This window comes from Amycolatopsis sp. M39 (assembly GCF_001651785.1).
GTDB classification, from domain to species: Bacteria; Actinomycetota; Actinomycetes; order Mycobacteriales; family Pseudonocardiaceae; genus Amycolatopsis; species Amycolatopsis rubida.
In genome coordinates, this window is record NZ_LWSF01000035.1 from 102,319 (window position 1) to 128,953 (window position 26,635).

General features: G+C 72.8%; 13 protein-coding genes and 2 pseudogenes. All 15 read right to left on the minus strand.

Translation table 11 applies throughout. The annotated features are described in order from the left end of the window. Position 1 precedes the first annotated feature (1 nt). The gene (locus A4R44_RS41655; RefSeq protein WP_067594102.1) at positions 2–412 is read right to left on the minus strand and encodes a condensation domain-containing protein; all 411 of its coding nucleotides are present in this window, start codon (positions 410–412) and stop codon (positions 2–4) included. Continuing rightward, positions 409–6,687 carry a non-ribosomal peptide synthetase gene (locus A4R44_RS41660; protein ID WP_067594105.1) on the minus strand — a complete coding sequence of 2,093 codons (6,279 nt, stop codon included), beginning with the start codon at positions 6,685–6,687 and terminating at the stop codon, positions 409–411. The genes A4R44_RS41655 and A4R44_RS41660 overlap by 4 nt, the downstream gene beginning before the upstream one ends. A 4-nt stretch (positions 6,688–6,691) precedes the next feature. Further along, entirely contained in the window at positions 6,692–10,441 is a 3,750-nt protein-coding gene (locus tag A4R44_RS47030; RefSeq protein ID WP_198545654.1) for a condensation domain-containing protein, read from the minus strand. A gap of 309 nt (positions 10,442–10,750) precedes the next feature. Continuing rightward, a pseudogene (locus A4R44_RS52880) lies at positions 10,751–11,047 on the minus strand (AMP-binding protein); the annotation flags it as partial. Between the two features lie 55 nt (positions 11,048–11,102). Beyond that, positions 11,103–15,992 (minus strand): annotated as a pseudogene (locus tag A4R44_RS51510) (amino acid adenylation domain-containing protein); the annotation flags it as partial. A 26-nt stretch (positions 15,993–16,018) separates the two neighbouring features. Then, entirely contained in the window at positions 16,019–18,022 is a 2,004-nt protein-coding gene (locus tag A4R44_RS41670; protein ID WP_067594112.1) for a multicopper oxidase family protein, read from the minus strand. Next, positions 18,019–18,246, minus strand: a complete 228-nt coding sequence (locus A4R44_RS41675; RefSeq protein WP_202505688.1) for an MbtH family protein — start codon at positions 18,244–18,246, stop codon at positions 18,019–18,021. The genes A4R44_RS41670 and A4R44_RS41675 overlap by 4 nt, the downstream gene beginning before the upstream one ends. Before the next feature lie 90 nt (positions 18,247–18,336). Then, positions 18,337–19,386 carry an iron chelate uptake ABC transporter family permease subunit gene (locus A4R44_RS41680; protein ID WP_067594118.1) on the minus strand — a complete coding sequence of 350 codons (1,050 nt, stop codon included), beginning with the start codon at positions 19,384–19,386 and terminating at the stop codon, positions 18,337–18,339. Then, complete coding sequence (locus A4R44_RS41685) at positions 19,383–20,423, minus strand: iron ABC transporter permease (protein WP_067594121.1); 1,041 nt, start codon at positions 20,421–20,423, stop codon at positions 19,383–19,385. The genes A4R44_RS41680 and A4R44_RS41685 overlap by 4 nt, the downstream gene beginning before the upstream one ends. After that, the gene (locus A4R44_RS41690; protein WP_067594124.1) at positions 20,420–22,102 is read right to left on the minus strand and encodes an ABC transporter ATP-binding protein; all 1,683 of its coding nucleotides are present in this window, start codon (positions 22,100–22,102) and stop codon (positions 20,420–20,422) included. Before A4R44_RS41690 ends, A4R44_RS41685 begins: the two co-directional genes overlap by 4 nt. 44 nt (positions 22,103–22,146) lie before the next feature. Beyond that, a complete protein-coding gene (locus tag A4R44_RS41695) occupies positions 22,147–23,838 on the minus strand; it encodes an ABC transporter ATP-binding protein (RefSeq protein WP_167545407.1) in 1,692 nt (563 codons plus the stop codon). Positions 23,839–23,849: 11 nt separating this feature from the next. Further along, positions 23,850–24,704, minus strand: coding sequence for a siderophore-interacting protein (locus A4R44_RS41700; protein ID WP_067594127.1), 855 nt, complete (start codon positions 24,702–24,704; stop codon positions 23,850–23,852). A 111-nt stretch (positions 24,705–24,815) separates the two neighbouring features. Further along, complete coding sequence (locus A4R44_RS41705) at positions 24,816–25,016, minus strand: ferredoxin (protein ID WP_067594130.1); 201 nt, start codon at positions 25,014–25,016, stop codon at positions 24,816–24,818. Next, entirely contained in the window at positions 25,013–25,699 is a 687-nt protein-coding gene (locus A4R44_RS41710; protein ID WP_067594162.1) for a TetR/AcrR family transcriptional regulator, read from the minus strand. Before A4R44_RS41710 ends, A4R44_RS41705 begins: the two co-directional genes overlap by 4 nt. Before the next feature lie 5 nt (positions 25,700–25,704). Beyond that, a partial coding sequence (locus tag A4R44_RS41715; protein ID WP_067594159.1) for a cytochrome P450 occupies positions 25,705–26,635 on the minus strand: 931 nt, incomplete at its 5' end.

Genomic DNA, 26,635 nt, shown 5'->3' on the forward strand with positions numbered 1-26,635 from the left:
GTCAGCNCAGCAGGAGGTGGTGCTCGTCGTCGCCGAGGTGCACCAGAGTGAACCGGATCAGCGGCGGCTGTTCCGGGTCGAAGCGCCTCGCGCGGTCGGTCTCGGCGATCCGGCAGGCCTCGGCCCGATCGGCCGCGACAACCTCGGCGAAGGGCACTTCGACCCGGCGCAGCACCAGTTGCACCGGCCGTTCGACACCGGTCGCGGTGACCGCCACGCGCAGGTTCGCGTGCCGGTCCAGCAAGGCTTGCGCGGCCGCCCGCAGCCGGTCCGCGTCCACCGTCCCGCCCAGCTCGAAGCGCAGCTGGACGGTGTAGACGTCCTGCTCCTCCCGGTCGAGGGAGGACAGGAAGAACAGGCCTTCCTGCAGCGGTGTGAGCGGGAGAACGTCCTCGAATCCCCCGTGCGTCATGCCTTTCCCCATTTCGCTTCGAGCAGGTCGATCTGCTGCTGGCTCAGCGAGACCAGGCCGAAGTCGGACGAGGTGTGCCCGCCCGTGCCCGGTCCCGCGGTGTGGTCGGTGAGTGCGGCGAGCGCGTCGGCCCACGCGTCGGCGAGCGCCAGGACGTCGGTCTCGGCGACCGCGCCCGGGGCGTAGGTCCAGTCGACGGTCAGCTCGGGCTGTCCGTCGTGCTCGGTGACCACCGCGGTGATTTCCAGGGCGTGCGCCATCGGCAGGTCCGGTTCGGTGGAGCCGTCGACGCCGACGCTGCCCGGTGCCGGCGCCCACGGTTGTTCGGACTCCGGGACGGCGAACCGGCCGAGGTAGTTGAAGCCGATCCGCGGAGCGTCGAAGGCGGCGAGTTCGGCGCTGGCGGCAGGGTCGAGATACCGCAGCACTCCGTACCCGAGCCCCTGCTCGCCCGGCACCGCGTGCAGCTGTTCCTTGACCGTCTTCAACGCGCGTCCGGCCGCGTCGCCTCCGCGCAGCGCGTCGGCGACGTCGATACCGGTCAATCGCAGCCGGACCGGATAGGCGGTGGTGAACCAGCCGACGGTGGCCGACAGATCCGCGCCGTCGAGCAGTTCGGTGCGGCCATGGCCTTCGAGCTGCACCACCAGTTCTCTCGGCCCGCGCTTGGCCGCCGCCAGGGCGAGCGCGGTGAGCAGGACGTCCTGGACGCCCGCGCGATAAGCCGCGGGCACGGTGGTCAGCAGCGGTTCGGTCTGCCCCGCCGGGAGGACCCGGCGGATCCGTTTCGCCGTGCCGACGCGGTCCAGTTTGGGATCGGGTTCGCCGAGACCGGGCTGGACCGGAGCGTCGGCGAGAGCCGCCCGCCAGTAGGGCAGTTCCTCCGCGAACTCGCCGTTCTGCCCCGCTTCGGCGAGGCGGTGCGCCCACGCCCGGAACGACGTCCCGGTCCCGGGCTGCTCGCCGGCCAGCGCGGCGGGCAGGACGCGCCAGCTGACGCCGTCCACCGCGAGATGGTGGACGAGCACCAGCAACCGGCGCCGGTCCGGCTGCCAGACGAACCGGGCCTGGCCGTAGCGCTCCGGGTCCAGGGTCGCGGCGGCCGCCTCGACGTCCGGCTCGCCGAGGGACAGCACGTCCTCGGCGCGGACGGTGCCGGGCGGCGGCACTTCCAGAGCCGAACCGGTCAGCCGGGAGCGCAGGATGTCGTGCCGGTCCACGACCTGCTGGACGCGCTCGGTCAGCTCGGCCTCGGTCAGGCCCGGCGGGGTGGCCAGGAGCTGCGCCTGGCTGAACCGGGCGATCGGGCCGTCGAGTTCGCGCAGCCAGTGCATCACCGGGGTGAGCGGGACCGGGCCGGTGGCGGCGACCTCCGGCGCGGCGGCCTCGGCCGGGGTCCGTGCGGCGGCCAGCGCGGCGAGGTTCGCCACCGTTTTGCGGTCGAAGATGTCCCTTGGCCGGATGTCGAGTCCGGCCGCGCGGGCCCGGCCGGACACCTGGATCGACAGGATGCTGTCGCCGCCGAGTGCGAAGTAGTCGTCGTCGAGGCCGATCGAGGGCAGGCCCAGCACGTCCGCGACGATCCCGGCGAGCACGCGTTCGGCTTCGGTCGCGCCGGTCAGGTCTCCGGTCGCGGCGGGTTCCGGCGGGGCGGGCAGCGCCCGCCGGTCGAGCTTGCCCTGGGACGTCAGCGGCAGCTCCGGCACCGCGACGAACACCGCCGGGACCATGTGGTCCGGCAGCTTCGTCAACGCGGCCGCGCGCACCTCGGCGAAATCGGCTTCGCCCGCCACGTAGGCGACCAGGCGGTTGGCGCCGCGGGCGTCCGGGACCGCGAGCACGGCGACCCGGCGCACGCCCGGGCAGGCGGACAGCACGGCTTCGACCTCGCCCAGCTCGATCCGGAACCCGCGCACCTTGACCTGGTGGTCGGCGCGGCCGACGTACACCAGCGCGCCGTCCGCGCGACGGCGGGCGAGGTCGCCGGTGCGGTAGAGCCGGGTGCCGTCCGGCCCGGCGACGAACCGGGCCGCGGTCAGGCCGGGTGCGCGGAGGTAGCCGCGCGCCAGTCCGGTGCCCGCCGCGTAGATCTCGCCGACCGCGCCGGGCGGAACCGGCCGCAGCCGCCGGTCGAGCAAGTACACCGCGGTGTTGTGCACCGGGCCGCCGATCGGCACCGGACCCGGGCCGTCCTCCGGCCCGCACGTCCACAACGTGATGTCCACTGTGGTCTCGGTGGGGCCGTAGGAGTTGAACATCCGGCGCCGCGCCGACCATTCCGCGGCGAGCGCGGGCGGACAGGCTTCCCCGGCGGCGATCACGACGAGGTCATCCGGCGTCTGCTCGGGCCGGATCGACGCCAACGCGGCGGGCGGGAGGGTCGCGTGCGTGACGCGGTGCTCGCGCAGGAACGCCGCGAGGGGTTCGCCCGCGCGTTCGTCGTCGGGAATGATCACCAGCGCCGCGCCGGTCAGCACGCCCATCGCCAGCTCCCACACCGAAGTGTCGAAGCTGACCGACGCGAACTGCAGGACCCGGCTGCCCGGGCCGACGTCGAACGCCTCGGTCATCGTGTGCACCAGGCTGGCGACCCCGGCGTGGCTGACCAGCGTTCCCTTGGGCCGCCCGGTCGAGCCGGAGGTGTAGATGATGTACGCGCCCGCGGCGGTGGACGGCAGCGGCGCGAGCGGGCGGCCCTCCGGCGGCAGGCCGAGATCGCGCAGGATCAGCACCGGGTCCGCGTCGGCGATCATCGCGGCCCGGCGTTCCGCTGGATAGTTCGGGTCGAGCGGCAGGTAGACGCCGCCCGCCTTCTGGATGGCGATCAGCGCGACGATCAGGTCGGCCGATCGCGGCAGTTCGACCCCCACCACGGCTTCGGGTCCGACGCCTCGTGCGGCGAGCGTGTGCGCCAGTTCGGTCGACCGGCGATCCAGCTCGGCGTAGGTGAGCGTGGTGCCGCCGTCGATCACTGCGGGGTGTTCGCTCCCGGCCACTCGTGCGAACAGCTGCGCGATCGTCAGATCCGGGACGGCGCAAGCAGTGTCGTTCGCCGCCGCCAGTTCCTCGTGCTCCGCCGCGGACAGCACGTCGATCTCGCCCGCGGGCTGATCGGGGTTCGCGAGCATAGTGCGGCAGAGCTGGGTGAAGCGCTCGGCGATCCGCTCGGCCTCTCCCGGGCCGAACGCGTTCTCCGCGTACTTCCAGGTGACCCGCCCGCCCGGTTCGACGACCAGCGCCAGCGGGTAGTGCGTGTCGTCCGACGCGCGCACCGAGCGCAGGTCCAGCTCGCCGGAAACTCCGTTGTCCAGCGGGTAGTTCTGGACGACGAGCAGGGTGTCGAACAGCTCGCCGGTTCCGGTGAAGCGCTGGATGTCGCCGAGACCGGCGTGCTGATGGCCCAGCAGCGCGGCCTGTTCCGCCTGGATCCGGGCGGCCAGTTCGGGCAGCGATCGCGTGCCGTCCGTCCGGACGCGCACCGGGATCGTGTTGGCGAACAAGCCGATCGTGGCGTCGGCGCCGTCCACTTCGGCCGGACGGCCCGAGACGACCGTGCCGAACACGATGTCTTCGGCGTCGGTCAGCCTGCCGAGCAGCAGACCCCAGACCGCCTGGACGACGCTGGTCAGGGTCAGCCCGGCATCCCGCAGCAGCGGGGTGAGATCCGGCAGCGTCGTCTCGAACTGGCGGCCGATCCGCTCGCCGGCGGCCGCCGGGGCCAGCAGCGTCGGCTCGTCGAAGCCCGCCAGCGCGGCGCGCCAGGCCTTTTCGGTGGCCGCGCTGTCCCTTGTGGACAGCCAGGCGAGGTGGTCGCGGAACGGCCGGGACACCCGCGTCGGCGCCCCGTCCCGGCGGTAGGCCTCCAGCAGGTCGCCCACGAGCAGCGGGCCCGACCAGCCGTCGTAGAGCAGATGGTGCGCGGTGAGCAGCAGCGTGCGGCCGACCAGGGCGAGCCGCAGCAGCGGCGGGTCCGCCGGGTCGAACCGGTCCGCCAGTTCGGCGGCGGCCAGTGCTTCGACGTCGCCGCCGGGGTGTTCGGCCCAGCGGGGTTCGAGTGCGGCGGGGACGAACTGGACCGGCACGCCCGACGTGGTGTGGCGGAAGCCCGCGCGCAGGGCAGCGTGCCGGGCCAGCAGTGCCGCCGCGGCACGGCGCATCCGTTCGCCGTCGACCGGGCCGCCGAATTCCAGCCGCAGCTGCATCAGGTACGGGTCGGGTCCGGTGGCTTCGTAGTCGCTGAGGAACAGCAAGCCGGTCTGCAACGGCGTCAGCGGCAGGACGTCCTCGACCGCGCCGAGTTCGTCCACATCGGACTGGTTCAGCTCGGCGAGCGGGAAGTCCGACGGGGTGTGGAACGGCTCGCGCACGGCTTCCACGAGGCCGGCGACGGCGTGCCGCCACCGTTCGGCCAGCGCGCGCACCTCGGGTTCCGGGAGGATGCCGGGGACATACGCCCAGGACGCGCGGACGACGTCGCCGTCGACCGAGGCGTTGATCTCCAGTGCCGCCGCGACCGCCGTCGACGGATCGGCGTGCCCGCCCATCGGCTCGGCAACGGTCCAGTCGCCGTCTCCGCCGGTGAACCGGCCGAGGTAGTTGAAGCCGACCTCGGGCTCCGGCAGGCCCGGCACGCGGTCGAGATAGCGCAGTTTGCCGTACTGCAGACCGGCCAGTTCTCCGCCCGGCAGGCCGCGCACCGCGGTCTTGACGCCCTTGAGCGTCGCGACCGGATCGTCCGCCGGGTCGAGCGGGACGGGGTAGCGCGAGGTGAACCAGCCGACCGTGCGGGAGAGGTCCAGGCCCAGGTCGGCGCGGCCGTGCCCTTCGACGGCCACCAGCAGCGGCTGCCCGGCCGCGGTCACCAGCGCGGCGAGCAGGACGTCCTGCACGGTGCCGTGCGCGCGCACCGCCACGTCGGACAGCCCGGCCCACGGCAGTTCGACCTCGAACTTCGCGGCCGTGCCGACGAGGTCGGCCGCCGGATCGACCGGACGGCGGCCGAGCTTCGGGCACGGCCGGGCCAGGGCCGCCCGCCAAGCTTCCGGGTCGGCTTCGACCCGGACGGCTTCCCTCGCCCAGCGCGCGAAACTGCTGCTCCGCCCTGCCGGAGCCCCGGCGAGATCGTCCAGGATGATCCGCCAGGAGACGCCGTCGACCACGAGGTGGTTGGCCACCAGCAGCAGTTTCCGCTCCGGCGGGCACCAGACCGCACGGAACAGGACCCCGGCTTCGATGTCCAATTCGGACAGTGCGCGTTCGCGTTCGCCGGTCAGGTCCTCGACCACGCGGACCTTCGGCGCGGCGGTGCGGCCGGGCACCAGGCCGCGGGCGCCGAGTTCCGGGTGCCGGGCGAAGAGGGTGCCGAGGCGTTCTTGGAGATCGTTCAGGTCGGCCGGTGTCGTGACGACCAGCCACTGGGCGAACCGGTCGAGGTCGCCGCCGCGTTCGGCCGCCCACGCCATGATCGGGGTGCGCGCGATTTCGGCGGGCTCTTCGACGGGCAGTTCCGCCTCGATCGCACCGGTCCGTTCGGCCAGCGCCAGAGGCGTGCCGAGTTCGACGACGTCGCGGGCGCGGACCGCCAGCCCGGCTGCCCGGGCGCGGCCGACCACGCGCAGCGACAGGATGCTGTCGCCGCCGAGACGGAAGAAGTCGTCCCGCTCCCCTACTGACGGCAAGTCCAGGACGTCGGCGAAGATACCCGCGAAGACAGCCGCCGTGGGATTGCTGTCCCCGGATCCGGTGATCTGAGCGGCGGGTTCGGGTAGCGCGGCCCGGTCGAGCTTTCCGCTGGGAGTCAACGGGAAACGCTCAAGAGCAATGATCGCGTTCGGCACCATGTACGACGGCAGCCGGTCCGCGCAGTGCGCTGTCAGATCCACAGTGGACGTACCGGTGACGTAGCCGGTGAGCGTGTTCCCGCGCGCCACGACCGCAGCTCCGGTGATGCCAGGGGCAGCGGCGAGAACGTGCTCGATCTCGCCCAGTTCGATCCGGAAACCGCGCACCTTGACCTGGTGGTCGGCGCGGCCGAGGTAGTCGATCCGGCCGTCTTCGGTCCAGCGGGCGAGGTCGCCGGTGCGGTACATCCGGCCGCCGGGCCCGCCGAAGGGATCCGCGACGAACCGTTCCGCGGTCAGCGCCGGGCGGCCCAGATAGCCGCGGGCCAGGCCGCCCGCCAGGTACAACTCCCCCGCGACGCCGGGCGGCACCGGGTTGAGGTCGCGGTCGAGCACGTAACAGCGGCAGCCGTCCAGCGGCGCGCCGATCAGCACCCGCTCACCGGCGACGACNGGCGACGACCGGCCAGCTGGTCGCGTAGACCGTGGCCTCGGTGGGCCCGTAGATGTTGACCAGTTTCGCCTCGGGCGCGGCGGCCCGGATCGACCGCACCAGGTCTGCGGACAAGGCTTCACCGGCGAGGGCGAACGTGCCGACTTCGAGGCCGGAGAGGTTCTGCGCGAAGACACCGGCGACCGCCGACGGGACCGCGCAGACCAGGCTGAGCCGTTCGCCCGCCGGAGCGTCGGCCAGTGCGAGAATGTCGGGGACGACGTCGATCCGGCCGCCGGACAGGAGCGGAGCGAAGATCTCGAACACCGAGACGTCGAAAGTCACCGGAGTCGCGGCGAGCACCCGGGAAAGCCCCTCGGCGCCGAAGACGCGGCGTCCCCACTCGACCAGCCGCAGCACGCTCTCGTGCGCGACGACCACGCCCTTCGGACGGCCGGTCGAACCCGAGGTGTAGATGACATAGGCCGCGTTGCCCGGGCGCACTTCGACGTCGGCGGTGCCGGACGGCTCGAATCCGGTCAGGGACAGGTGCTCGAACCCGTCGTAGTGCGCATCGGTGGTGAGGATCAGCGTCGGCTGCGCTTCGGCGAGCACGCCCGCGACCCGTTCGGCCGGGTGGGCGAGGTCGATCGGCAGGTAAGCGCCGCCGGCCTTGTGCACGGCGAGCATCGCGACGATCAGCTGCGCCGACCGCGGCAGCGCCAGCGCGACGACGGACTCCGCGCCGACCCCGCGCGCGACGAGCGCTCCGGCCAGGCCGCGGGCCGCCGCGTCCAGCTCGGCGTAGGTCAGCCGAGTGTGCTCGTCGGTGACGGCGAGCGCGTCAGGCGTCCGGCGGGCTTGGGCGCGGAACGCGTCGGCGAGGGTCCCGTGCGGCTCGATTTCCCCGGTGTCGTTGAACTTCGTGACGACCAGCGCGTGTTCAGCCGGGTCGGCGATGCCGAGCGTGCCGACCGGACGCGCGCTGTCGGCGAGGAGGTCCAAGAGGACGCGGACGAACCGGTCGAGGACATCCGCCGCTCGCCGCGCGCCGAAACCGGGCTGGTACTTGATGCCGACGTAAAGCTGTTCCTCGGGTGCGACGACGAGCGTGACCGGGTAGTGCGTGGCGTCGACCGGCGGCCCGCCCGCGACGCGCACTGCGGGACCGGCGTCCCAGTCCGCGACTGCCGGATAGTTCTCGACGACCACGAGCGTGTCGAACAGGGTGCCGATTCCGGCGATCCGCTGCAGTTCGCCGAGGCCGATCTGATGGTGCTCCAGCAGCCCGGCCTGTTCGCGCAGCACCCGGGACAGCAGGGCGGAGACCGGTTCGCCGGAGCGGAGGGTGACGCGCACCGGAAGCGTGTTGATGAACAGCCCGGCCATCTCGGTGCTGCCGGGCAGGTCGGCGGGGCGGCCGGAAACCGTGGTGCCGAACACGACGTCGGCGCGGCCGGTGAGCCTGCCCAGCAGGATCGCCCAGGCGGCCTGGACCAGGGTGTTCACCGTGCAGCCGAGTTCGCGGGCGCGGGCCGCCACCCGCGCGGTCACCTCCGCGTCGAGAGTGCGGTCCAGCTGCTCCGGCCACTGCGGAGCGGCTCCGCCGGGGGCGAGCAGCGTGGGTTCGTCCAACCCGGACAGTGCTTCCGCCCAAGCGGCCTCGTCGGCATCACGGTCCACTGTGGACAGCCAGGTCAGCTGGTCGCGATGCGGACGGCGGGCCGGGGGCTCGGCACCGGCGTAGGTCGCGAACAGTTCGCGCGCGAGCGCCAAGGACGACCAGCCGTCGAGGAGAATGTGGTGATGGCACACCAGCAACCGGTGACGACCGGGCGCGACGGGCGCCAGCGCGAAGCGGATCAGCGGCGCGCTGCCGAGGTCGAACCGGGCACGCCGGAACTCTTCGACGGCGATTTCGCCTTCCTGCCAAGCCAATTCCGGTGCCGGGCGCACGACCTGGATCGGATCGCCGTCCGTGCGCGGGCGGAATTCCGCCCGCAGGGCGGGGTGGCGGCGGACCAGCTTCTCGGCGCACGTGCGCAGCCAGGCCGCGTCGAGGTCGCCGTCCAGGTCGAACGACAGCAAGACCGTGTAGACGTCGGTTTCGTCGTCCTGTGCCAGCAAACCGGCCTGCAGCGGGGTGACCGGCAGAACGTCCTCGACCTCGCCGAGTGCGTCCGCTTCGGACTGCGTCAGCCGGACGAGGGGGAAGTCGGACGGGGTGTGCCCGCCGCCTCCGGTCAGTGCGGTGACCGCGCGCCGCCAAGCCGCCAGCAGCGTGTCGAGATCGACGTCCGGCGAGCAGGACCAGCGTGCCTTCAGCACCCCGTCTTCAACCAAAGTGGACACTTCGACCGGATGGCTCGCGCACAGTTCCGGATCGGCTCCACCGGCCAGGAAGTCCAAGCCGGACAGCTGGCCGGGACGAGCGGTTCCGAGGTGGTTGACCAGGAACGGCCGGGGCACGCCGGGTACGCGGTCGCGCAGCAGGCCGTAGCCGCTGCCGTCGCCCGGGACCGCGGCCAGGGTTTCCTTGACGCGCTGGAGAACCTGCTCCGGGGTACCGTCCAGACCGACGCGCACCGGATACAGGCTGGTGAACCAGCCTACGGCGGTGTCCGCGCCCGGGACACCGTCGCGGCCGTGGCCTTCCAGGTCGGCGCGCAGAGCGGTTTCGCCCCAGACCTCGCGCACGGCAAGGCCCAGCGCCGCCAGCACGACTTCGCGGACACCGGTGTGGAACGCGCTCGCGATGCCCGCGACCACCTCTGCGGGCAACTCGGCGACCACGTGCCGCAGGTCGCCGACCAGGCCGGTACGCAGCCTGACACCGGTTCCCCCGGCCATCTCGGTCCAGAACGGCAACTCGGCCTCGTCGGCGGCCAGCGCGGCGGCCCACGGCCGGGCGGCGAATTCCGCGGGCCGGTCCGGAACTCCGCTTTCCAGGTCGGCGGCGATGACCGACCACGACACCGCGTCCACGACGAGGTGATGCGCGACCAGCAGCAGCCGGTCGGTGCCGAGGAGGACCGCCCGCAGCATGGTCCCGCCGCGCGGGTCGAGCGCGGCGGCTTCGCGGGCCAACTCGGCGTTCGGGTCGGCGTCAGCGGGTGCCGAGCGGAGCGGAACCTCGCGCGGTTCGCCGATTTCGAGCGTGTCACCGGTCAGCCGGGCGCGGAGGAAATCATGCCGGGCGGCCAGCCGGATCAGCAGCGCGCCGACGTCGGCGGTGGGCGACACCGGCAGCAGCGCCGCTTGGCTGTAACGGTCGATCGGGCCGCCGCGGCCGAGGAGCCAGCGCACCATCGGCGTCGGGGCCACCGGCCCGGTCCGGTCGACGGCTGCCGCGGGCGCGACGGAACCGGCCGTCGCCCGGGCGGCCAGGTCAGCCACCGTCGCGGCCTCGACGACGTCACGCGGAGAGACGGTCAGCCCGGCCCGGCGCAGCGCGGCGACCAGGTGAATGGCCAGGATGCTGTCGCCGCCGGCGGTGAAGAACCCGGTGTCGGCCCCGGCCTCGGCGAGCCCCAGCACCTCGGCGAACGCGGCGGCGACCACGGCCTCCCGCGCGTCTCGCGGCGCGACGACGGCCGCGGTCTCCCCCGGCGGTTCGGGCAGCGCGGACCGGTCGAGCTTTCCGTTGCGGCTCAACGGGAATTCCGCCAGCGGAACGAGCACCGACGGCACCATCGCGGCGGGCAGCGCTGCCGCCAGTTCGCTCAGCGCGGCGGAGACGTCCGCCGTCTCGGGCACGCAGTAGCCGATCAGCCGCCCGGCCCGAGCCACGACCACGGCGGCGTCGACGTCCGGCCGGGCCGCGAGCCGCGCTTCGATCTCGCCCGGTTCGATGCGCTGGCCGCGGATCTTGACCTGGTGGTCGGTGCGGCCGAGGTAGTCGAGCGCCCCGTCGCGACGACGCCGCACCAGGTCGCCGGTGCGGTAGAGCCGTCCGCCGTCCGGTGCCGCGACGAACCGTTCGGCGGTGAGCGCCGGACGGCCGCGGTAACCGCGAGCGAGCTGCACCCCCGACAAGTACAGCTCCCCCGCGACGCCGTCCGGCACCGGCGCCAGCCCGGCGTCGAGCACGTGCGCGCCGGTGTTCCAGACCGGCACGCCGATCGGGACCGGCCGGACGCCGTCCTCGGCCGCGGTGTCCCATTCGGTGACGTCCACGGCGGCTTCGGTCGGGCCGTAGAGGTTGTGCAGCGGCGCGGCGAAGACCTCCCGAGCCCGCGGCACCAGGTCGGCGGGCAGCGCCTCGCCGCTGCAGAACACGCGGCGCACCGAACCGAGGTCGCGGCGCACTCCGGCCGCGACGAACGCGGCCAGCATCGACGGGACGAAGTGGACAGTCGTCACCCGTTCCGCCTCGATCAGCGCGGCCAGCCGCTCCGGGTCGCGGTGGTCNGTGGTCGCCGGGTTCGGCGACCACCAGCGCCGCCCCGCTGAGCAACGGGAGGAAGAACTCCCACACCGAAACGTCGAAGGCGGCCGGGGTCTTCTGCAGCACCCGGTCGTCCTCGCCGAAGCCGTAGCGCTCGCGCATCCACCGCAATCGGTTCACAATCGCGCGATGCTCGACCAGGACGCCCTTGGGACGGCCGGTCGAACCCGAGGTGTAGATCAGGTAGGCCGCGTTGCCGGGCTGAACCGTCGCGGGGCGGAACCCGTCCGCCGCCGGAAGGTCCTCCGCGGTGACGACGGCGGCCGGGGCGGCGTCGGCGAGCAGTTCGCGGATCCGCTCGGCGGGCTGGTCCGGATCGACCGGCAGATAGGCGGCACCGGCGCGCAGCACGGCGACCAGCGCGACAACCAGTTCCAGCGAACGCGGCAGCACGACAGCGACCACCGACTCCGGGCCGACGCCGCGGTCTTGCAAAGCCGCCGCCAGCCGCGCAGTGCGGCGGTCGAGATCGCGGTAAGCCAGGCGCGCATCGCGGAACACCAGCGCTTCGCGGCCGGCGTGCTCGGCGAGCGCCTGTTCCAGCAGCGCGGTCAGGGTCGTGTCCGGCACCGCGTGGCCGGTGTCCGGGGCGAGCCGCTCCCCGGGCAGCCGGACGTCGAGCGCGGCCACCGGCTCGTCGGGCGCGGCCAGCAGGTCGCCGAGCACCTGGGCGAACCGGTCGGCGAACAGCGCGGCCTCGTCCGGTTCGAACAGGTCCCGGGCGAATTCGAGGAATCCGGTGAGCCCGCCGCCGGTCTCGGTGACGTTGAGGGTCAGGTCGACCTTCGCCGTCGCGGTGGGCACCAGCTCGGTCTCCGCGGCCAGCCCGGCGAACCGGCCGGTCCCGTCCGGGGTGTTGCGGTAGGCGAACAGCACCTGGAACAGCGGGTGCCGGGACGTCGAACGCGGCGGCGCGAGGCGGTCGACGACCTCGTCGAACGGGACGTCGTCGTGCGCCAGGGCGGCGAGGCCGGTGCGGCGGACGCGGGCCAGCAGCTCCCGGAACGTCGGGCGGCCGGACAGGTCGGTGCGCAGCACGACCGTGTTGACGAAGAAGCCGATCAGCGGATCGAGCGTTTCGGCGGCGCGCCCCGCCACCGGCACGCCGATCGGCACGTCCTCTCCGGCTCCGCACCGCGCGAGCACGGCGGCGAAGGCGGCGTGCAGGACCATGAACACGCTGGTGCCGGTTTCCGCGGCCAGCTCCCGGATCCGCGGCAGCACCGCGGCGGCCAGGTCGAGGTCGAGGACGATGCCTTCACCGGACGGGCGAGGCGGGCGGGTCCGTCCGGTGGGGACGGCGATCTCGTCGGGCAGGCCGTCGAGTTCGGCGGTCCAGAAATCAAGATCGACCGGCAGGCAGCGTTGCCACAGCGCGTAATCCGCGTACTGCACGGCCAGCGGAGTCCACTGTGGAGCGTGACCGGCGGCGCGCGCGGCGTAGGCGGTTTCGAGGTCGGCCAGCAGCGGCCGCAGCGACCATTCGTCGGTGGCGATGTGGTGCACGGTGAGCAGCAGGAGATGGTCGGCCTCGCCGAGCGCGATCAGGGACGCGCGGACCGGCAGTTCGTCCGCGAGCGAAAACGGGCGGCGGCTGAGGTCGAGAAGCCGCGCGGCGGCGGCCGCGGGCAGCACGTCGAACGGAACCTGTTGCGGCGGAAGGATTTCCTGCCACGGTTCGCCGTCGGTCTCGCGGTAGACGGTGCGCAGCGGCTCGTGCCGCTCGACGACGTCGTCGAGCGCGGCCCGCAACGCGGCGCGGTCGAGATCGCCGCGGAGGCGCAGGCTCAGCGGGAGGTTGTAGGCCGCGCTGTCCGGGCCGGACAGGGATTGCAGCAGCCACAGCCGCCGTTGCCCGGCCGACAGCGGCAGGCGGTCCGGGCGCGGCGCGACCGGTATCTCCGGCCGCGCCGGGGCGAGGCCGGTCAGCCGGTCCGCCAGTTCGGCGGGGGTCGGGGCGTCGAAGATCGCGGCGATCGGGACGTCCACGCCGAACTCCGCGCCGAGGCGCGTGCTCAGGCGCAGCGCGAGCAGGGAGTGCCCGCCGAAGCGGAAGAAGTCGTCGCCGGGCCCGAACCCGGGCACGCCGAGGACGTCGGCGAACAGTTCGCTCAGCCGGGCCGCTCGCGGATCGGCCGCGGCGGGGCCGGAGCCGGTGTGCCTACGGGCGGCCAGCGCGAGACGGTCGACCTTTCCGTTGGGAGTCAACGGCAATTCGGCGACCGGCGCGAGCAGGCCGGGCACCATGTAGTCCGGCAGGTGCCGGGACAGTTCGGCACGGAGATCGCCGGTTTCGCCGGCCGGCACGTAGTATCCGGCCAGCCCGGCGCCCGCGGCGACGACCGCGCAGTGACCGACGCCCGGCGCGCGGCCGAGCACGGCTTCGATCTCGCCCAGCTCCACGCGGAAACCGCGGACCTTGACCTGATGGTCGGTGCGGCCGAGACAGTCGAGGGCACCGTCATCAGTCCAGCACGCGAGGTCGCCGGTGCGGTACATCCGGCCGCGCGCAAAGGGATTCGCCACGAACCGCGACGCGGTCAGCCCCGCCCGGCCGAGGTAGCCGAGCGCGACGCCCGAACCGGCCAGGTACAGCTCGCCGGTCGCGCCGGGCGGCACCGGCCGCAGCGCGGCGTCGAGAACGTAGGCGTGGGTGTTGTGCAGCGGCCGCCCGATCAGCGGCCGCTGCGCGTCCGCCGGGCCGATCTCGTGCGCGGTCGACCAGATCGTCGTTTCCGTCGGGCCGTACAGGTTGGTGACCCCGGCAGTGATCCGGCTGAGCAGCTTCGCCAGCGCCGGGGGCAGCGCCTCGCCGCCGACCAGCGCCCGGATGCCGCGCAGCGCCTCGGGAACCGACTCGGCGAGGGCCTGCCACAGCGAGGGGGTGGCCTGCATCGCGGTTACCCCGTCCAGCAACACCGCCAGCCGGGCCGGATCGCGCACGTCGGCGGAATCCGCCAGCACGACGGTCGCGCCGTCCAGCAACGGCAGGAACAGCTCCAGTGCGGCGATGTCGAAGCTGATCGTCGTGACGGCCAGGAACCGGTCCCGCGCGCGGAAAGCGAACCGGTCGCGCAACGACGCCAGGAGGTTGCCGAGGTTGCGCCGGGTGACGACCACGCCCTTGGGACGGCCGGTCGAACCCGACGTGTAGAGGACATAAGCGGGCGCGTCGGCCGGGACGTCCGGCAGCGCGACCGGTTCGGCCGGTTCGCCCGCGTCCAGCCAGTCCGGATCGACGACCAGGACCGGACCCGCGTCGTCGAGCATGAATTCCACGCGCTCGGCCGGGAACCCGGGATCGACCGGCAGGTAGGCGGCACCGCTTTTCAGCACCGCCAGCAACGCCGCGACCAGGCCGGTGCCGCGGGGCAGCCGGACGGCGACGAGATCGCCCGGACGCACCCCCTCGGAGATCAGCCGCGCGGCAAGGCGATCGGCGCGGTCGTGCAACTCGGTGAAGGTGAGCCGGGAAGTCGCGTCCTCCACCGCGACGCCCGCACCGCGCGGAATCTCGCGCAGCAAGTCGAAACTGTCGTGCGGACTCGGCTCGCTCCGCCCGGCGGCCAGCACGCCGGGCACGTCGGCGGTCACGTCGAAGCGGCCGACCGGCGTTTCCGGCGCCGCCTGGCCCAGGGCCGACAGCACGGCAGCGAACGCGTTCGCGTGCCGACGCACTCCTTCGGCGTCGTGCACGGCGGGGTTGGCGTCGATGTCCAAGACGAGCCCGCCCTCGCCCGGCAGGCCCTGCACGGTAAAGGACAAGTCGTCGACCGGTCCCGCGGCGAGGTAGTGCGTCCTCGCGCGCAGCCCGCCGAAGGACAGCTCGGTGGGGAACGGCTTGATGTTGATCCACGGCCCGACAAGCCGCCGGGACCCCAGCAGCCCCAGATCACGGCGGACGTCCTCGCCGCGATAACGGTGGTGCGGCCGGGTCGTTTTCAGCTCGGCCGCCACGGTCGCGACGAGTTCGGCGACCGTGGCCGAGGAGCGGACCGGGACGCGCAGGGGCAGCACGTTCACCGTCGTCGCCGGAACGCGGGCAGCCGGGCCGAGCCTGCCCATCACCGGCAGCCCGAGCACGATCTCGGCGGCGCCGGAGATCCGGTGCAGGTACAGCGCGGTCGCGGCGATGACGACCTCGGTCCAGCCGGTGCCGATCTCCTTCGCCAGCGCGGAAAGCGCGGCGAAGTCCGGCACGGCCGTGTGTTCCCGCAGGAAGCTGTGCGACGCCGGGACCGCCGCGGGCAGCTCCGGCAATCCCGCCAGGTGTTCCGTCCAGAACCGGCGGTCGTCCTCGAAGCGGTCCGACGCGCGGTAGGCGGCGTCCTGCTCCAGCAGCGCGGCCATCGGACGGAACGGGCTGTCGCCGATCGCTGCCCCGCCGGCCAATGCGGTGTAGACCTCGGCCACGCGTCGCTGGATCAGGCCGAAACCGTATCCGTCGAGCAGGATGTGGTGGCAGCCGAAGAACCAGGCGTACCGGTTTTTTCTGCCCCGGTAGAGGATCTGGGTGACCAGCGGCCCGGATTCCAGGTCGCGCGGCCGCGCCAGTTCGGCCCGCATCAGCGGTTCCGGGTCCCCGTCCACGTCCACGACCGCCAGCTCCGGCCGGGCGGCCGCGCCGGGGCGGGCCCAGGGACCGGACCGGTCGTGCCCGAAAAGGACAGTCAGGCCGTCCGCCTCGGACATCGCCGTGCGCACCGCCGCGCGGAACGCTTCGACGTCCAGCTCGCCGTGCAGTTCCACGTACTCGCCGGTCTGGTAGGCCGGGCTCGGCGGATCGAGCCGCGAGCCGAACCAGATCCCTTCTTGCGCGGCGGTGAGCGGGTTGCGGGCGTCCTCGTACCCCGACGACACAGGTGATCCTCTCGTGGTGCCGGAACTCAGTGAGCGTGACCGCCGCCGGGCGCGGGCGGCAGTTCGTGCTCCATCGACTCGGCGACGGCGATGACTTCCTTCGGCTGCACGAGGAACGGGCGCATCATGCTCATGTCCTCGTGTTCGAGCATGTGGCAGTGGTAGACGAATTTGCCGGTGACGTCGGCGAATTTGGCGATCACGTCGACCGCCTCCCCCGCGTCCGCGTTCACCACGTCCTTCCAGCCCGCCTGCGCCGGCTCGACCGGCGGCGACTCCTTCCAGAACACCGGCGTGGCGGTGCCGCCGCCGATGCCGCCGCCGGGCAGGTCGATGAACTTGAAGCCGTCGATGTTGTAGTAACCGCGCTTCACCGGCTGGAAGGCGCAGACGTGCACGTGCATCGGATGCGGCCAGCCGGACCAGTCGAGGTTGAAGAACCGCCAGCGCTCCCAGGCGCCGGTCGCCACGGTGTACTGCAGCGGATCGGTCCACCGGTAGGCCATCCGCTGCCAGGTGACCACGGTGCCGTCCCGCTCTTTGACCTGCACGATGCCGTCGATCGGCAGCTTGCCCTCGGGCGGGCCGTCGATGCGCTTCATCTCCCACAGGCGGGCGTGCGATACGCCGACCGGGGTCAGCATCACCATCCGCTCGGCCTGCACCGGCTGCTTTTCGGTGACCCGCCGGAACGACCTCGCCAGCGTCTTCGGCAGCCGGAACGCCGAGGGACGGCCGAACCCGCTCACCCGGAACTGCAGGAAGTCCGGCCACGGCCCCGGGTCGTAGTTGACGTTGCGCAGCTTGAGGTTCCGCCCGCCCAGCGCGCGGAAATCGATCAGCACGTCGGCGCGTTCGGACGCGGCGAGGCTGAACCCGTCGCGGACGTCCACCGGCGCGCCGAGCAATCCGGCGTCGGTGCCGATCACGAAGACCGTGCCCGGCGGCACGGGTTTGCCGTCGTCGGTGACCAGCTGCACGTTGTAGGGCCGGGTGTTGGAGGCGTTGGCCATCCGGAAGCGGTACCAGTCCGGCTCGACGTCCAGATGCGGCCAGATCACCCCGTTGACGAGCGTGTACGGCCCGGCGAACGACCGCACCTGCTTCAGCGGGTCGGTGCTCATGATCGTGGTCTTGTGCAGCATCGTGCCGGTGAGCCGGTTCCGCGCGTCGGTGTCGAGGTTCCGGTCGCAGATCACCAGCGGGATTTCCCGCTCGCCCGAGGGCAGCCGGAGGGACCGCTCCTCGTCGTCGCGCAGGATGTACATGCCGAGCAGGCCGGCCATCACGTTCCAGCGGGTGATGTGCATGGCGTGGTCGTGGTACCAGAGCGTCGTGGCGGGCTGGTCGTTGCGGTACTCGACCAGCTGGCTGTGGCCGGTCAGCACGGCGTCCTCGGCCCAGCCGTCGCTGCTGCCGTCGCTGAAGTGCCCGTGCAGGTGGGTCGAGGTCCAGCCGGGCAGCGCCGCCACGTCCGCGCGCGGCGGAACGCCTTCCCGTCCGGGAACATCCCACTGATAGGGATCGGCGTTCTCGTCGAAGGGGATCTCGACGACGGGCACCGGCATGGTCCCGGCGATCTCGTTGCGCCACGTGACGCGCAGCGGGCGGCCGCGGCGGGCTTCGATCACCGGACCGGGGAACAGGCCGTCGAATCCCCAGATCTTCGTCGGCGGCAGCTGCGAATGCAGCCGGACGGTCGCCGCGCGCATCCGGATGGTCAGCTCGCCCGCACCGTTCCCGTATGCCGGCGTCAGCCGGGGAAGCGGGTCGAGGAACGGGGTCAGCTCGGTGACCGTGCCGCGGAACGGCGCGCCGGACGGCTCGCGGTTCGCCGCCGGACGCACCACGGCGGTCCGGTCGCCCTGCGCCCGCGGCCGGACGAGCGCCTTCGGGTCGATCGCGACGGGTTCGCCGCGTCCGGCCGGCATCGCTTCGCCGACCGCGGAACCGATTCCCAGCGCGAGCGCGCCCGCGGCCCCGGCTTTGATCAGGAATCCGCGCCGGTCGGTGCCTTCCCGGTCGTTCACGGCCGTTCGGCCGCTTCCGCCGCCATGCTCTCGACGAGGCTCTTGGGCCGGATGTCGGTCCAGTTCCGCTCGACGTAGTCGAGGCATTCCTGGCGGCTCGCCTCGGTTTTGACGATTCTCCAGCCGGCGGGCACCTCGGCGAAGGAGGGCCACAGCGAATGCTGGTCCTCGTCGTTGGCCAGCACCAGGAATCGGCCGCTCTCGTCGTCGAACGGATTGGTCATCACAGCTCCCTCAGTAGACTTAGGGAAGGCTAGCCTAAGGGGACGCGTCCAGCCATAGGCCAGAAAAGTGACAACGGCGGCATTTTCCGTTCAGGTGCGGCCCTTGCGGACTTCGCCGACGAGCAGCCAGCCGAGATACAGTCCGCCGAGGACGAGCGTCGTCACGCCCACCGGCAGCTGGACGCCGGCGATGAGCCGCTGTGCCAGCAAATCGGCCAGTGCCAGCAGGCCCGCGCCGGTCAGCGCCGAGACCACCAGCGAGGGCCCGGCGGAGCGGGCCAGCCGTTTCGCCGCCTGCGGCGCGGCCAGCGCCACGAACGAAATCGGCCCGGCGCACACGATCGCCGCCGCGCTGAGCACCACCGACACCACGACCGCCCAGCGCCGCACCGACCCCACGGACATGCCCAGGGATATCGCCGGCTCCTCGCCGATTTCCAGCGTCAGCAGCGCCCGGCTCAGCGAGAACGCCACCGGCAGCACCACGGCCAGCACGACGAGCAGGATCCGCACCTGGTCCCACCCTCGGCCGTTGAGGCTCCCGACGAGCCAGATCTGCGCGTTGAGCGAATCGTTCAGCTCCGCCCGGCTCAGCAGATAGGCGATGCCCGCGCCGAGCAGCGCGTTGATCCCGACGCCCACGAGGATCAGCCGGTATCCGCCCACTCCGCCCCGATACGCCAGCAGGTAGACCAGCACGGCTACGGCCCCGCCTCCGCCGACCGCGCCGATCCCGGTGGCGAGCAGCCCCGAATCGTGCAGCAGCACCAGGCAGATCAGCGCCCCGGCGGTGGCGCCGCTGTTGAACCCGACGATGTCCGGGCTGCCCAGCGGATTCGCCGACAGGCTCTGGAAAATCGCCCCGCTCACCGCCAGCGCCGCCCCGACGAGCAGCGCCACCAGCACCCGCGGCAGCCGGACGTCGTTGACGAAGTACCGCTGCTGCAGCGTTCCGTGCCCGCCCAGCGCGCGGAAAACGCCGGGAACGCTGATCTCGTACTGCCCGGACAGCAGGCTGGCCAGCACCGCCCCGAGGCACAGCACGACGAGCGCGGCCGCCACGACGGCGGTCCGCCGGTGCACCCGCAGGGAAACCCGTCCGGAGCGGACCGTCCACTGGCGATTCGCGGTCGCGGTCACAGTTTCGCCAGCCGTTTCCGGCGGACCAGGTGGATGAACACCGGCGCGCCGATCACCGCGGTCACCACGCCGGCCTCCAGTTCCCCGGTCGGGAGGACCACCCGGCCGACCACGTCGGCCCCCACCACCAGCAGCGGGGCGACGGCCATCGAGTACGGCACCACCCACCGGTTGTCCGGGCCGGCGATCGCGCGCACCGCGTGCGGCACGGCGAGACCGACGAATCCGATCGGTCCCGCGGCGGCGGTCGCTCCGCCGCACAGCAGGACGATGGCGAGCATGCTGACGATCCGGGTCCGCCCGGCGTGCGCGCCCAGCGCCCGGCCCGCGTCGTCGCCGAGCGCCAGCGCGTTGAGCGCTCCGGTGACCGCGAGCCCGAGCACGACGCCGGCGGCGATGAAGGGCAGCACCTCCCACAGCACGTCGTAGCCGCGGTTGACCAGCGAGCCGATCGTCCAGAACCGCATGACCTGCCACGTTTTCGCGTGCATCGTGGTGAACGCGGTGATCACGCCGGTCAGCACGGCCGTCACCACCGTGCCCGCCAGAGCGAGCCGCACCGGGGTCGCCCCGCCGCGGCTGCTGGCGCCGAGGACGTAGACGAGCACGCTGGTCGCCGCCGCGCCGGCGAGCGCGAACCAGACGTAGCCGGAAAGGCTGGAGACCCCGAGGAAGGAAATCGCGGTCACGACGGCGACCGACGCGCCCGCCTCGACGCCGAACAGCACGGGATCGGCCAGCGGATTGCGCGTCACCGCCTGCATGAGCGCCCCCGCCCCGCCGAGCGCGGCCCCGACCAGCGCGCCCAGCAGCGTGCGCGGGATCCGCTGGTCCCAGACCAGGTTCGCGTCGTACGAGCCGTCGAAATGGAAGACCGCGTCCCAGACCACGCCGAGCGGCAGGTGCTTGGCCCCGACGGCGACGCTGACGAGCATGGCCGCGAGCACCAGGGCCAGGATGACGACCAGCCCGGCGATCCGGAGCGTGGTGAGCCGCCGCCGGTCGGCGCCCGGAGGGGCCGGCGAGACCGCGGTCATCGTTCGCCCGCCAGTACCCGGCCGGATTCCAGGCGCACCGCCGCGGGCAGCCGGTCGATGGTCGACTGCCGGTGCGCGACGACGATCAGGGAACGGCCGGCGTGCAGGCGGTCCAGTGCCCGCTCGATCCGGTCCCCGGTCGCCGGGTCGACGTCCGCGGTGGCCTCGTCGAGCACGAGCACCGCCGGATCCACCAGCGCGGCCCGGATCAGCCCGACCAGCTGCCGTTCGCCCGCGGAAAGCGAGTCGCCGGCCGGGGTGTCGAGCCCGGCGGGCAGGTTCGCCGCCCATTCGCGCAGGCCCAGCTCTTCGAGCGCGCGCGCGATGCGCTCGTCCGGCGGCGGATCGGGAACGAGCCGGATGTTGTCCCGCAGGGTGCCCGCGACCAGGTGCACCCGTTGCGGCACCAGCATGATCCGGCGGCGCAGGAGGTCCGGCTCGATCTCCTCCAGCGGGACGCCCGCGTAGCGCACGCAGCCGCCGTCGACCGGGTACAGCCCGGTGAGGATCTTCGCGAGCGTGGTCTTGCCCGACCCGGTCGGGCCGACGAGCCCGGTGCGCGAGCCCGGCGGGAACGTGCAGGACACCCCGGTGAGCACCGGAACGCCCGCGGTGTACTGGAAGTCCACTGTGGACGCTTCGAGCACGCCGCGTTCGGGCACGTCGGCTCCGCGCCCGGAGCCCCCGGGCCGCTCGGCGAGGTCGAGCAGGTCGAGCAGCCGGGCGAGGCCGGTGCGCGAGGTCTGCAGCTGCCCGATCAGGGTGGTCAGCTGGTTGGTGGAATCGAACAGCTGCCGCATGGCGACGACGAACACCGCCACGGTGCTCAGCGGCAGGCCCCAGGCGAGCACGAGCCCGCCGCCGAAGACGAGGATCGTCGCGTCGGCGACGCTCTGGGCCAGGGTGACCCCGCCGGTGCGGAGAACGACGAACTCCGTGCGCAGCGCGGTCTTCCGCACCTCGGCCGCGTCTCGGTCGAAGCGTTCGCGCCACTGGTCTTCCGCCCCGCGCGAAACGATCGCCTCCCGGGCCTGCAGGCCTTCCCGGTAGGTGGCGGCGACAGCGGCCTGCGCGGCGGCTTCGGCCGCGAAGGCGGGACCGGCTCCGCGCTGGAACCACCGCATGACCAGCACCGACAGCGGCAGGAAGACCAGCACGACGACGAGCGTGAGCTGCCATGAGTACACGAGCAGCAGGATCGTGGTGAAAAGGAGATAGCCGGTCACCGAAAGCAGGTCCGGGAGGTCTCCGCGCACGAACGAGGCGAGGTCGGCGATCTCGGTGGTGCTGCGGCGGAGCAGATCGCCGGAACGCTGCGCTTCCAGGAACCGCAGCGGCGCGGTGGCCAGCCGCGAAACGACGAGGTCGCGCAGGCTCTTGACCACCCGTTCGCCCGCTTTGGCGAGCCAGATCTCCCCGCTGCGCAAGAGAATCAGCCGGGCGAGCACGAGCCCGGCGAACGCCGCGGCCGCGAACCCGAGCCCTTCGCCGTCCCGGCCGGCGACCCGGTCGACCGCCCACCCGACGACCGAGGGGACGAGGGTCAGCGCCAGCGTCGCGGCGGTCCCGAGGCCGATCGCCATGGCCAAGACGCCGCGGTGCGGCCGGAGAAACGGAACGGTCCGGCGCAGCACCCCGCGCAGGCGCGGTTTTTCGCTCAACAGCGGTGCTTCAGGCATCGGGCGCTCCCCTGCGGGAACGGCGGCCCGCGTCGTGCGTCGAGTCAGGCACGGCACGCCCCCACCGCGTCGGGAACCGCCCCGGCGGGCAGCGCCACCACGCGGTCGGCCGCTTCGGCGACGGCGCTCCGGTGCCCGGCGAACACCACTGCCCGGCCCTCCCCCGCGTCCAGCCATTCGCGCAGCCCGGCCAGAATCCGCTGCTCGGTCGCCGCGTCCACCGCCGAGGTCACGTCGTCCAGCAGCAGCACGTCGGCGCCGTGCAGGAACGCCTGCGCCAGCGCCAGCCGTTGCAACTGGCCGCCCGACAACGTGGCTCCGCCTTCGCCGGTTTCCGTGTCGTAGCCTTTCGGAAGGCTTGCGAGATAGTCGTGAATCGCCGCCGCCGCGCAGGCCGAGCGAAGCTCCTCCTCAGTCAGCCGCGGTCGCCCCAGCATCAGGTTTTCGCGGATCGTCCCGGAAAGCAGGGCGGGACGCTGCGGCACGAAGACCAGCCGCCGCCGGATCTCCCCGCGCGCGGCCGTGCGCAGGTCGACATCGCCGTAGCGCACGGTTCCCGTGTCCGGGTCGCTCCAGCCCGCCAGCATCCGCAGCAATGTCGATTTGCCCGCGCCCATCGGCCCGGTGACCGCGACGAACTCCCCCGGCGCGACAGTGAGGTCGAACGGCCCGATCGTCCGGTCCGGCCCCGGGCGGGCCACCGCTCCCGACGCGACCAGAGCCGCCGGTCCCGGCAGCGGCTGCCCCGCGTCCGCCGCCGCAGGCGCGGCCAGGACCTCGGCGATCCGCCGCCCCGCCGTCAGCGCCTCGCCGAGCTGGGTGAACCGGTCGGTGAGCACCCCGACCCACATGCCCAGCATCGCCATCCACGTCGTGAACGCGACCAGGCCGCCGACGGTCAGCGCCCCGTCGATCGCCGCCCAGCCGCCGGCCAGCAGCCCGGCCGCGGTGGCGAGGCCCGGCACGAACGGCCCGGTGGCGGCCCAGTTCGCCGCCGCCTTCGCGGTCGCGACCGTCTCCTCGGCGACCGTCCGGCTGTGCTCGGCGTGCCGGTCCAGCAGCGGCCCGAAGCCGCCGATCCCGCGCACCGCGACACTCGCGGAAAGCAGTTCCTCCACCGAGTCGGCGCGCGCCCCGTGCGCGGCCGCCAGCCGGTTGTTGGCCGCCGAGAACCGTTGGGGCAGCACGATGTTCAGCGCGACCAGCGCGGGCACCGTGGCCAGGCCGACCAGCGCGAGCAGGCCGTCCAGCCTGCCGATCAGCACCAGGATGACGGCGAATCCGCCCAGCCCGGTGACCATCGAGGCGAATCCGGCCAGCCAGTGGTGCACGAAATCGACGTCGCGAGTGCCGCGGGTGGCGAGGTCGCCGCGGCCGAAGCGCGCCAGGCCGCGCCGGTCCATCCGCAGCCCGTGGTCCAGCAGCCCGGCCCGCAGCCCGTTCGACGCGGAGACCGCCGCGACGGTGATCTGCCACTGCATCAGCGCGAGCCCGGCCACCAGCAGCGCCGCCGCCCCGACGATGGCCAGCGCCCACCGCAGCGTCGCCGCCTGGTCCCCGGCGTTGATGCCCTGGTCGATGGCTTTTTCCACGCAGAGCGGGAAAATCACCGAAGAAAGCTGGAAGACCGCACCCCCGGCGATCGCGGGCAGCACGTGTTTCCACTGGGCGCGCAGGCACTGCCCCAGCAGCCGGACGGCGGCGCGCGGCGTCGTCGTTTCCCCCGCGTTCCTCACCTCAGCGGGCCTCAGTCCCGCGGTTCCGGCTCGAACGGGGCGTCCTCGGACTTCCCGTAGCGCCAGTACCCGCAGAAATCGATGCGCTTGCGATCCATCCCGCGTTCGCCGACCAAGTGCCGGCGCAAATCCCGCACCTGCCGCGCTTCCCCCGCCAGCCACGCATAACCGGGCTCGGCAGGCAGGTCGGCTTCGCGCACCGCGGCGAGCAACGCCGCACTCGTCCCGGCCGGAGCGCCGTCGCGCGGCAGCCAGGTCACGGTGACCTCGCCCGCGGTCTGCCACTCCTGGCAGTCCGCCGCGACCGGCACCTCGGCGAAGACGTAAGCCCGCTGGCCCGGAGCCAGACTTTCCACGATGCCGCCGATCGCGGGCAGCGCGGTCTCGTCGCCGACGATCAGCTGCCAGCTCGCGTCGGCCGGAGCACCGTAATCCGCACCCCGGCGGGCAGGGTCGCCGTCGTCCTCGAACCTCGCGTTCGGGCCGTAGACGACGACTCGGTCGCCCGGCTTCACCGCGGCGGCCCAGCGCGTCGCCGGACCGCTGTCGCCGTGCCGCACGAAATCGACGTCGATCTCGCCCGGCCGCGCGGCACGGATCGTGTAAGTGCGCATGTACGGCCGCTCCGCCTCGGGAATCTCGCGGTAGCGGCGGTACCAGTCCTCGCCGGTCGGCACCCGCGCGCCGGCCCCCGGCTCCCGGGGCAGGAAGATCTTGATCCGCTGATCAGGCCCGCACGTCGTCACGTCCCGCATCCCCGGACCGCCGAAGGTCACCCGGACCAGGCTCTCGCCAAGCGGAGCCACGGCGAGCACCTCGGCCTCGAAGTGCACGGTCGGCTCGGTGCCGAGGAGATCGACGGTCATGCGGAACCAGCTTTCGCTCGACGGACGGCAAGGCGAAGGTTAGCCTAACCATATCCGCGAGGGAAAGGCGTCCGGGTGCGGCGAAGACGGCCGGAGGAACCGCGGCGCCGCTTACGAGTTCTCGTCCACGGAGATCGCGACCCCGGGGCACACGCTGGCGGCTTCGCGGACGGTCGCGTGCAGTTCTTCGCCGGGGCGCTGGTCGAGCAGGAGCACGATGCCGTCCTCTTCGCGCTGGTCGAACACCTCCGGCGCGAGCAGCACACAGGTGCCCGCGCCGCAGCACCGTTCCTCGTCGACAGTGACCTTCATCGGCGTTTTTTCCTTTCGTTCGGCGACGCGGTGACCGGCGCCTGCCACAGCCCGATCAGCGCGTCGATCAGTCCGGTGGCGGCCTCGTCCCATCCCGGGCGCGGGGTGGGGGCTTTCCCGGCGAGGGCGCGTTCGCGTTCGGCGGTCAGGTGGACCAGCAGGGTGCGGGTCATGTCGCTGCGCTCGGCGGCCGCTTCGGGCGGAAGGTCGGGCAGCCGCTGCCGCAAACCCTCGACGATCCGCGCCAGCGACGGCGAGGACAGCGACTCCGCCACGACGATCGGCCGCAGCGTCGGATCGGCCATGGCCTGCTCGGCGAACCGCGCGTACCAGGTCGGACTGCCCAGCGCGGCCAGATGCTCGGCCAGCGGACGCACCAGGCAGTCGAGCCAGTCCCGCAGCTGCGCGCTTTCGCCGATCTCGGCCAGCCTCCGCTGCCGCCGCTCCTCGATCGCGGCGGAGTGCTTGCGCGCGATCGCGCGGACCAGATCGGCCTTGGTCCCGAAGTGGTAGCCGACCGCGGTGTTGTTGCCCTGTCCGGCGGCTTCGCCGACCTGGCGGTTGGACACCGCGAGAATCCCGTGCTCGGCGAACAGGCGCTCGGCGGCGGACAGGATCCGCTCTCGGGTCGCGTGCGCCCGCAGCGGTTTGTCGAGGTCGTCGCCAGTGGCTTTGTTCGGCATGGCCGTCACCATCGCACAGGCAGTTCCCGCAACCCGCCCACCGCGAGGCCCTCGATGCGCCGCAGTTCCGCTGCCGGGACGGCGAGTTCCAGCGACGGCAGCATGCGCACCAGCACCTCCAGCGCCACCTGAAGCTCCGTGCGGGCCAGCGGCTGCCCCAGACACGCGTGCGCGCCCGCGCCGAACGCCAGATGCGGATTCGGGCTGCGCCGCAAGTCCATCTCGGCGGCGGCCTCGAACGCGGACTCGTCCCGGTTGGCCGCGGCCATGCTGCACATCGCCGTGGTGCCACGGGGAAGCACGGTTCCGGCGACCTCGAAATCCTCGGTGAGATACCGCGACATCCCCACCCCCGCGTTGGCGTCCAGCCGCAGCGTCTCCTCCACCGCCGTGCGCACCAGCGACGGGTCGGCGAGCAGTTCCTCCCACCGCGTGCGGTCGGCCAGCAGCATCGCGACCATCTTCGCGATCATGTTCGCCGTCGTTTCGTGCCCGGCGATCAGCAGCCCGATCCCGGTCGCGGTCAGCAGCGCGTCCGACCAGTGCTCGCCGTCCGCGTCGGTGTCCGTGATCAGCGCGCTGAGCAGGTCCTCCCCCGGCTCCGTGCGTTTCGCCGCGATGTGGGCGCCCATGTACCGGCCGAAATCCGCCTGCGCGGCGTCGAATTCTGCTTGCGTGTAGCGGGTCATGCTGAGCATGACGTCCGACCAGTGCGCGAACCGGTCCCGATCAGCGTCCGGAACGCCGAGCATGTCGCAGATCACCCACACCGGCAGCGGAAACGCCAGCCCCGCCTTCAGATCCGCCGGACCGCCCTTCGCCACCATCTCCCCGACCAGCTGCTCGGCCATCGCCGCGATCCCCGGCCGCAACGCGTTCATCCGCTTCGCCGTGAACCACTTCCCGATCATCCGCCGCCAGTTCAGATGCGCCGCG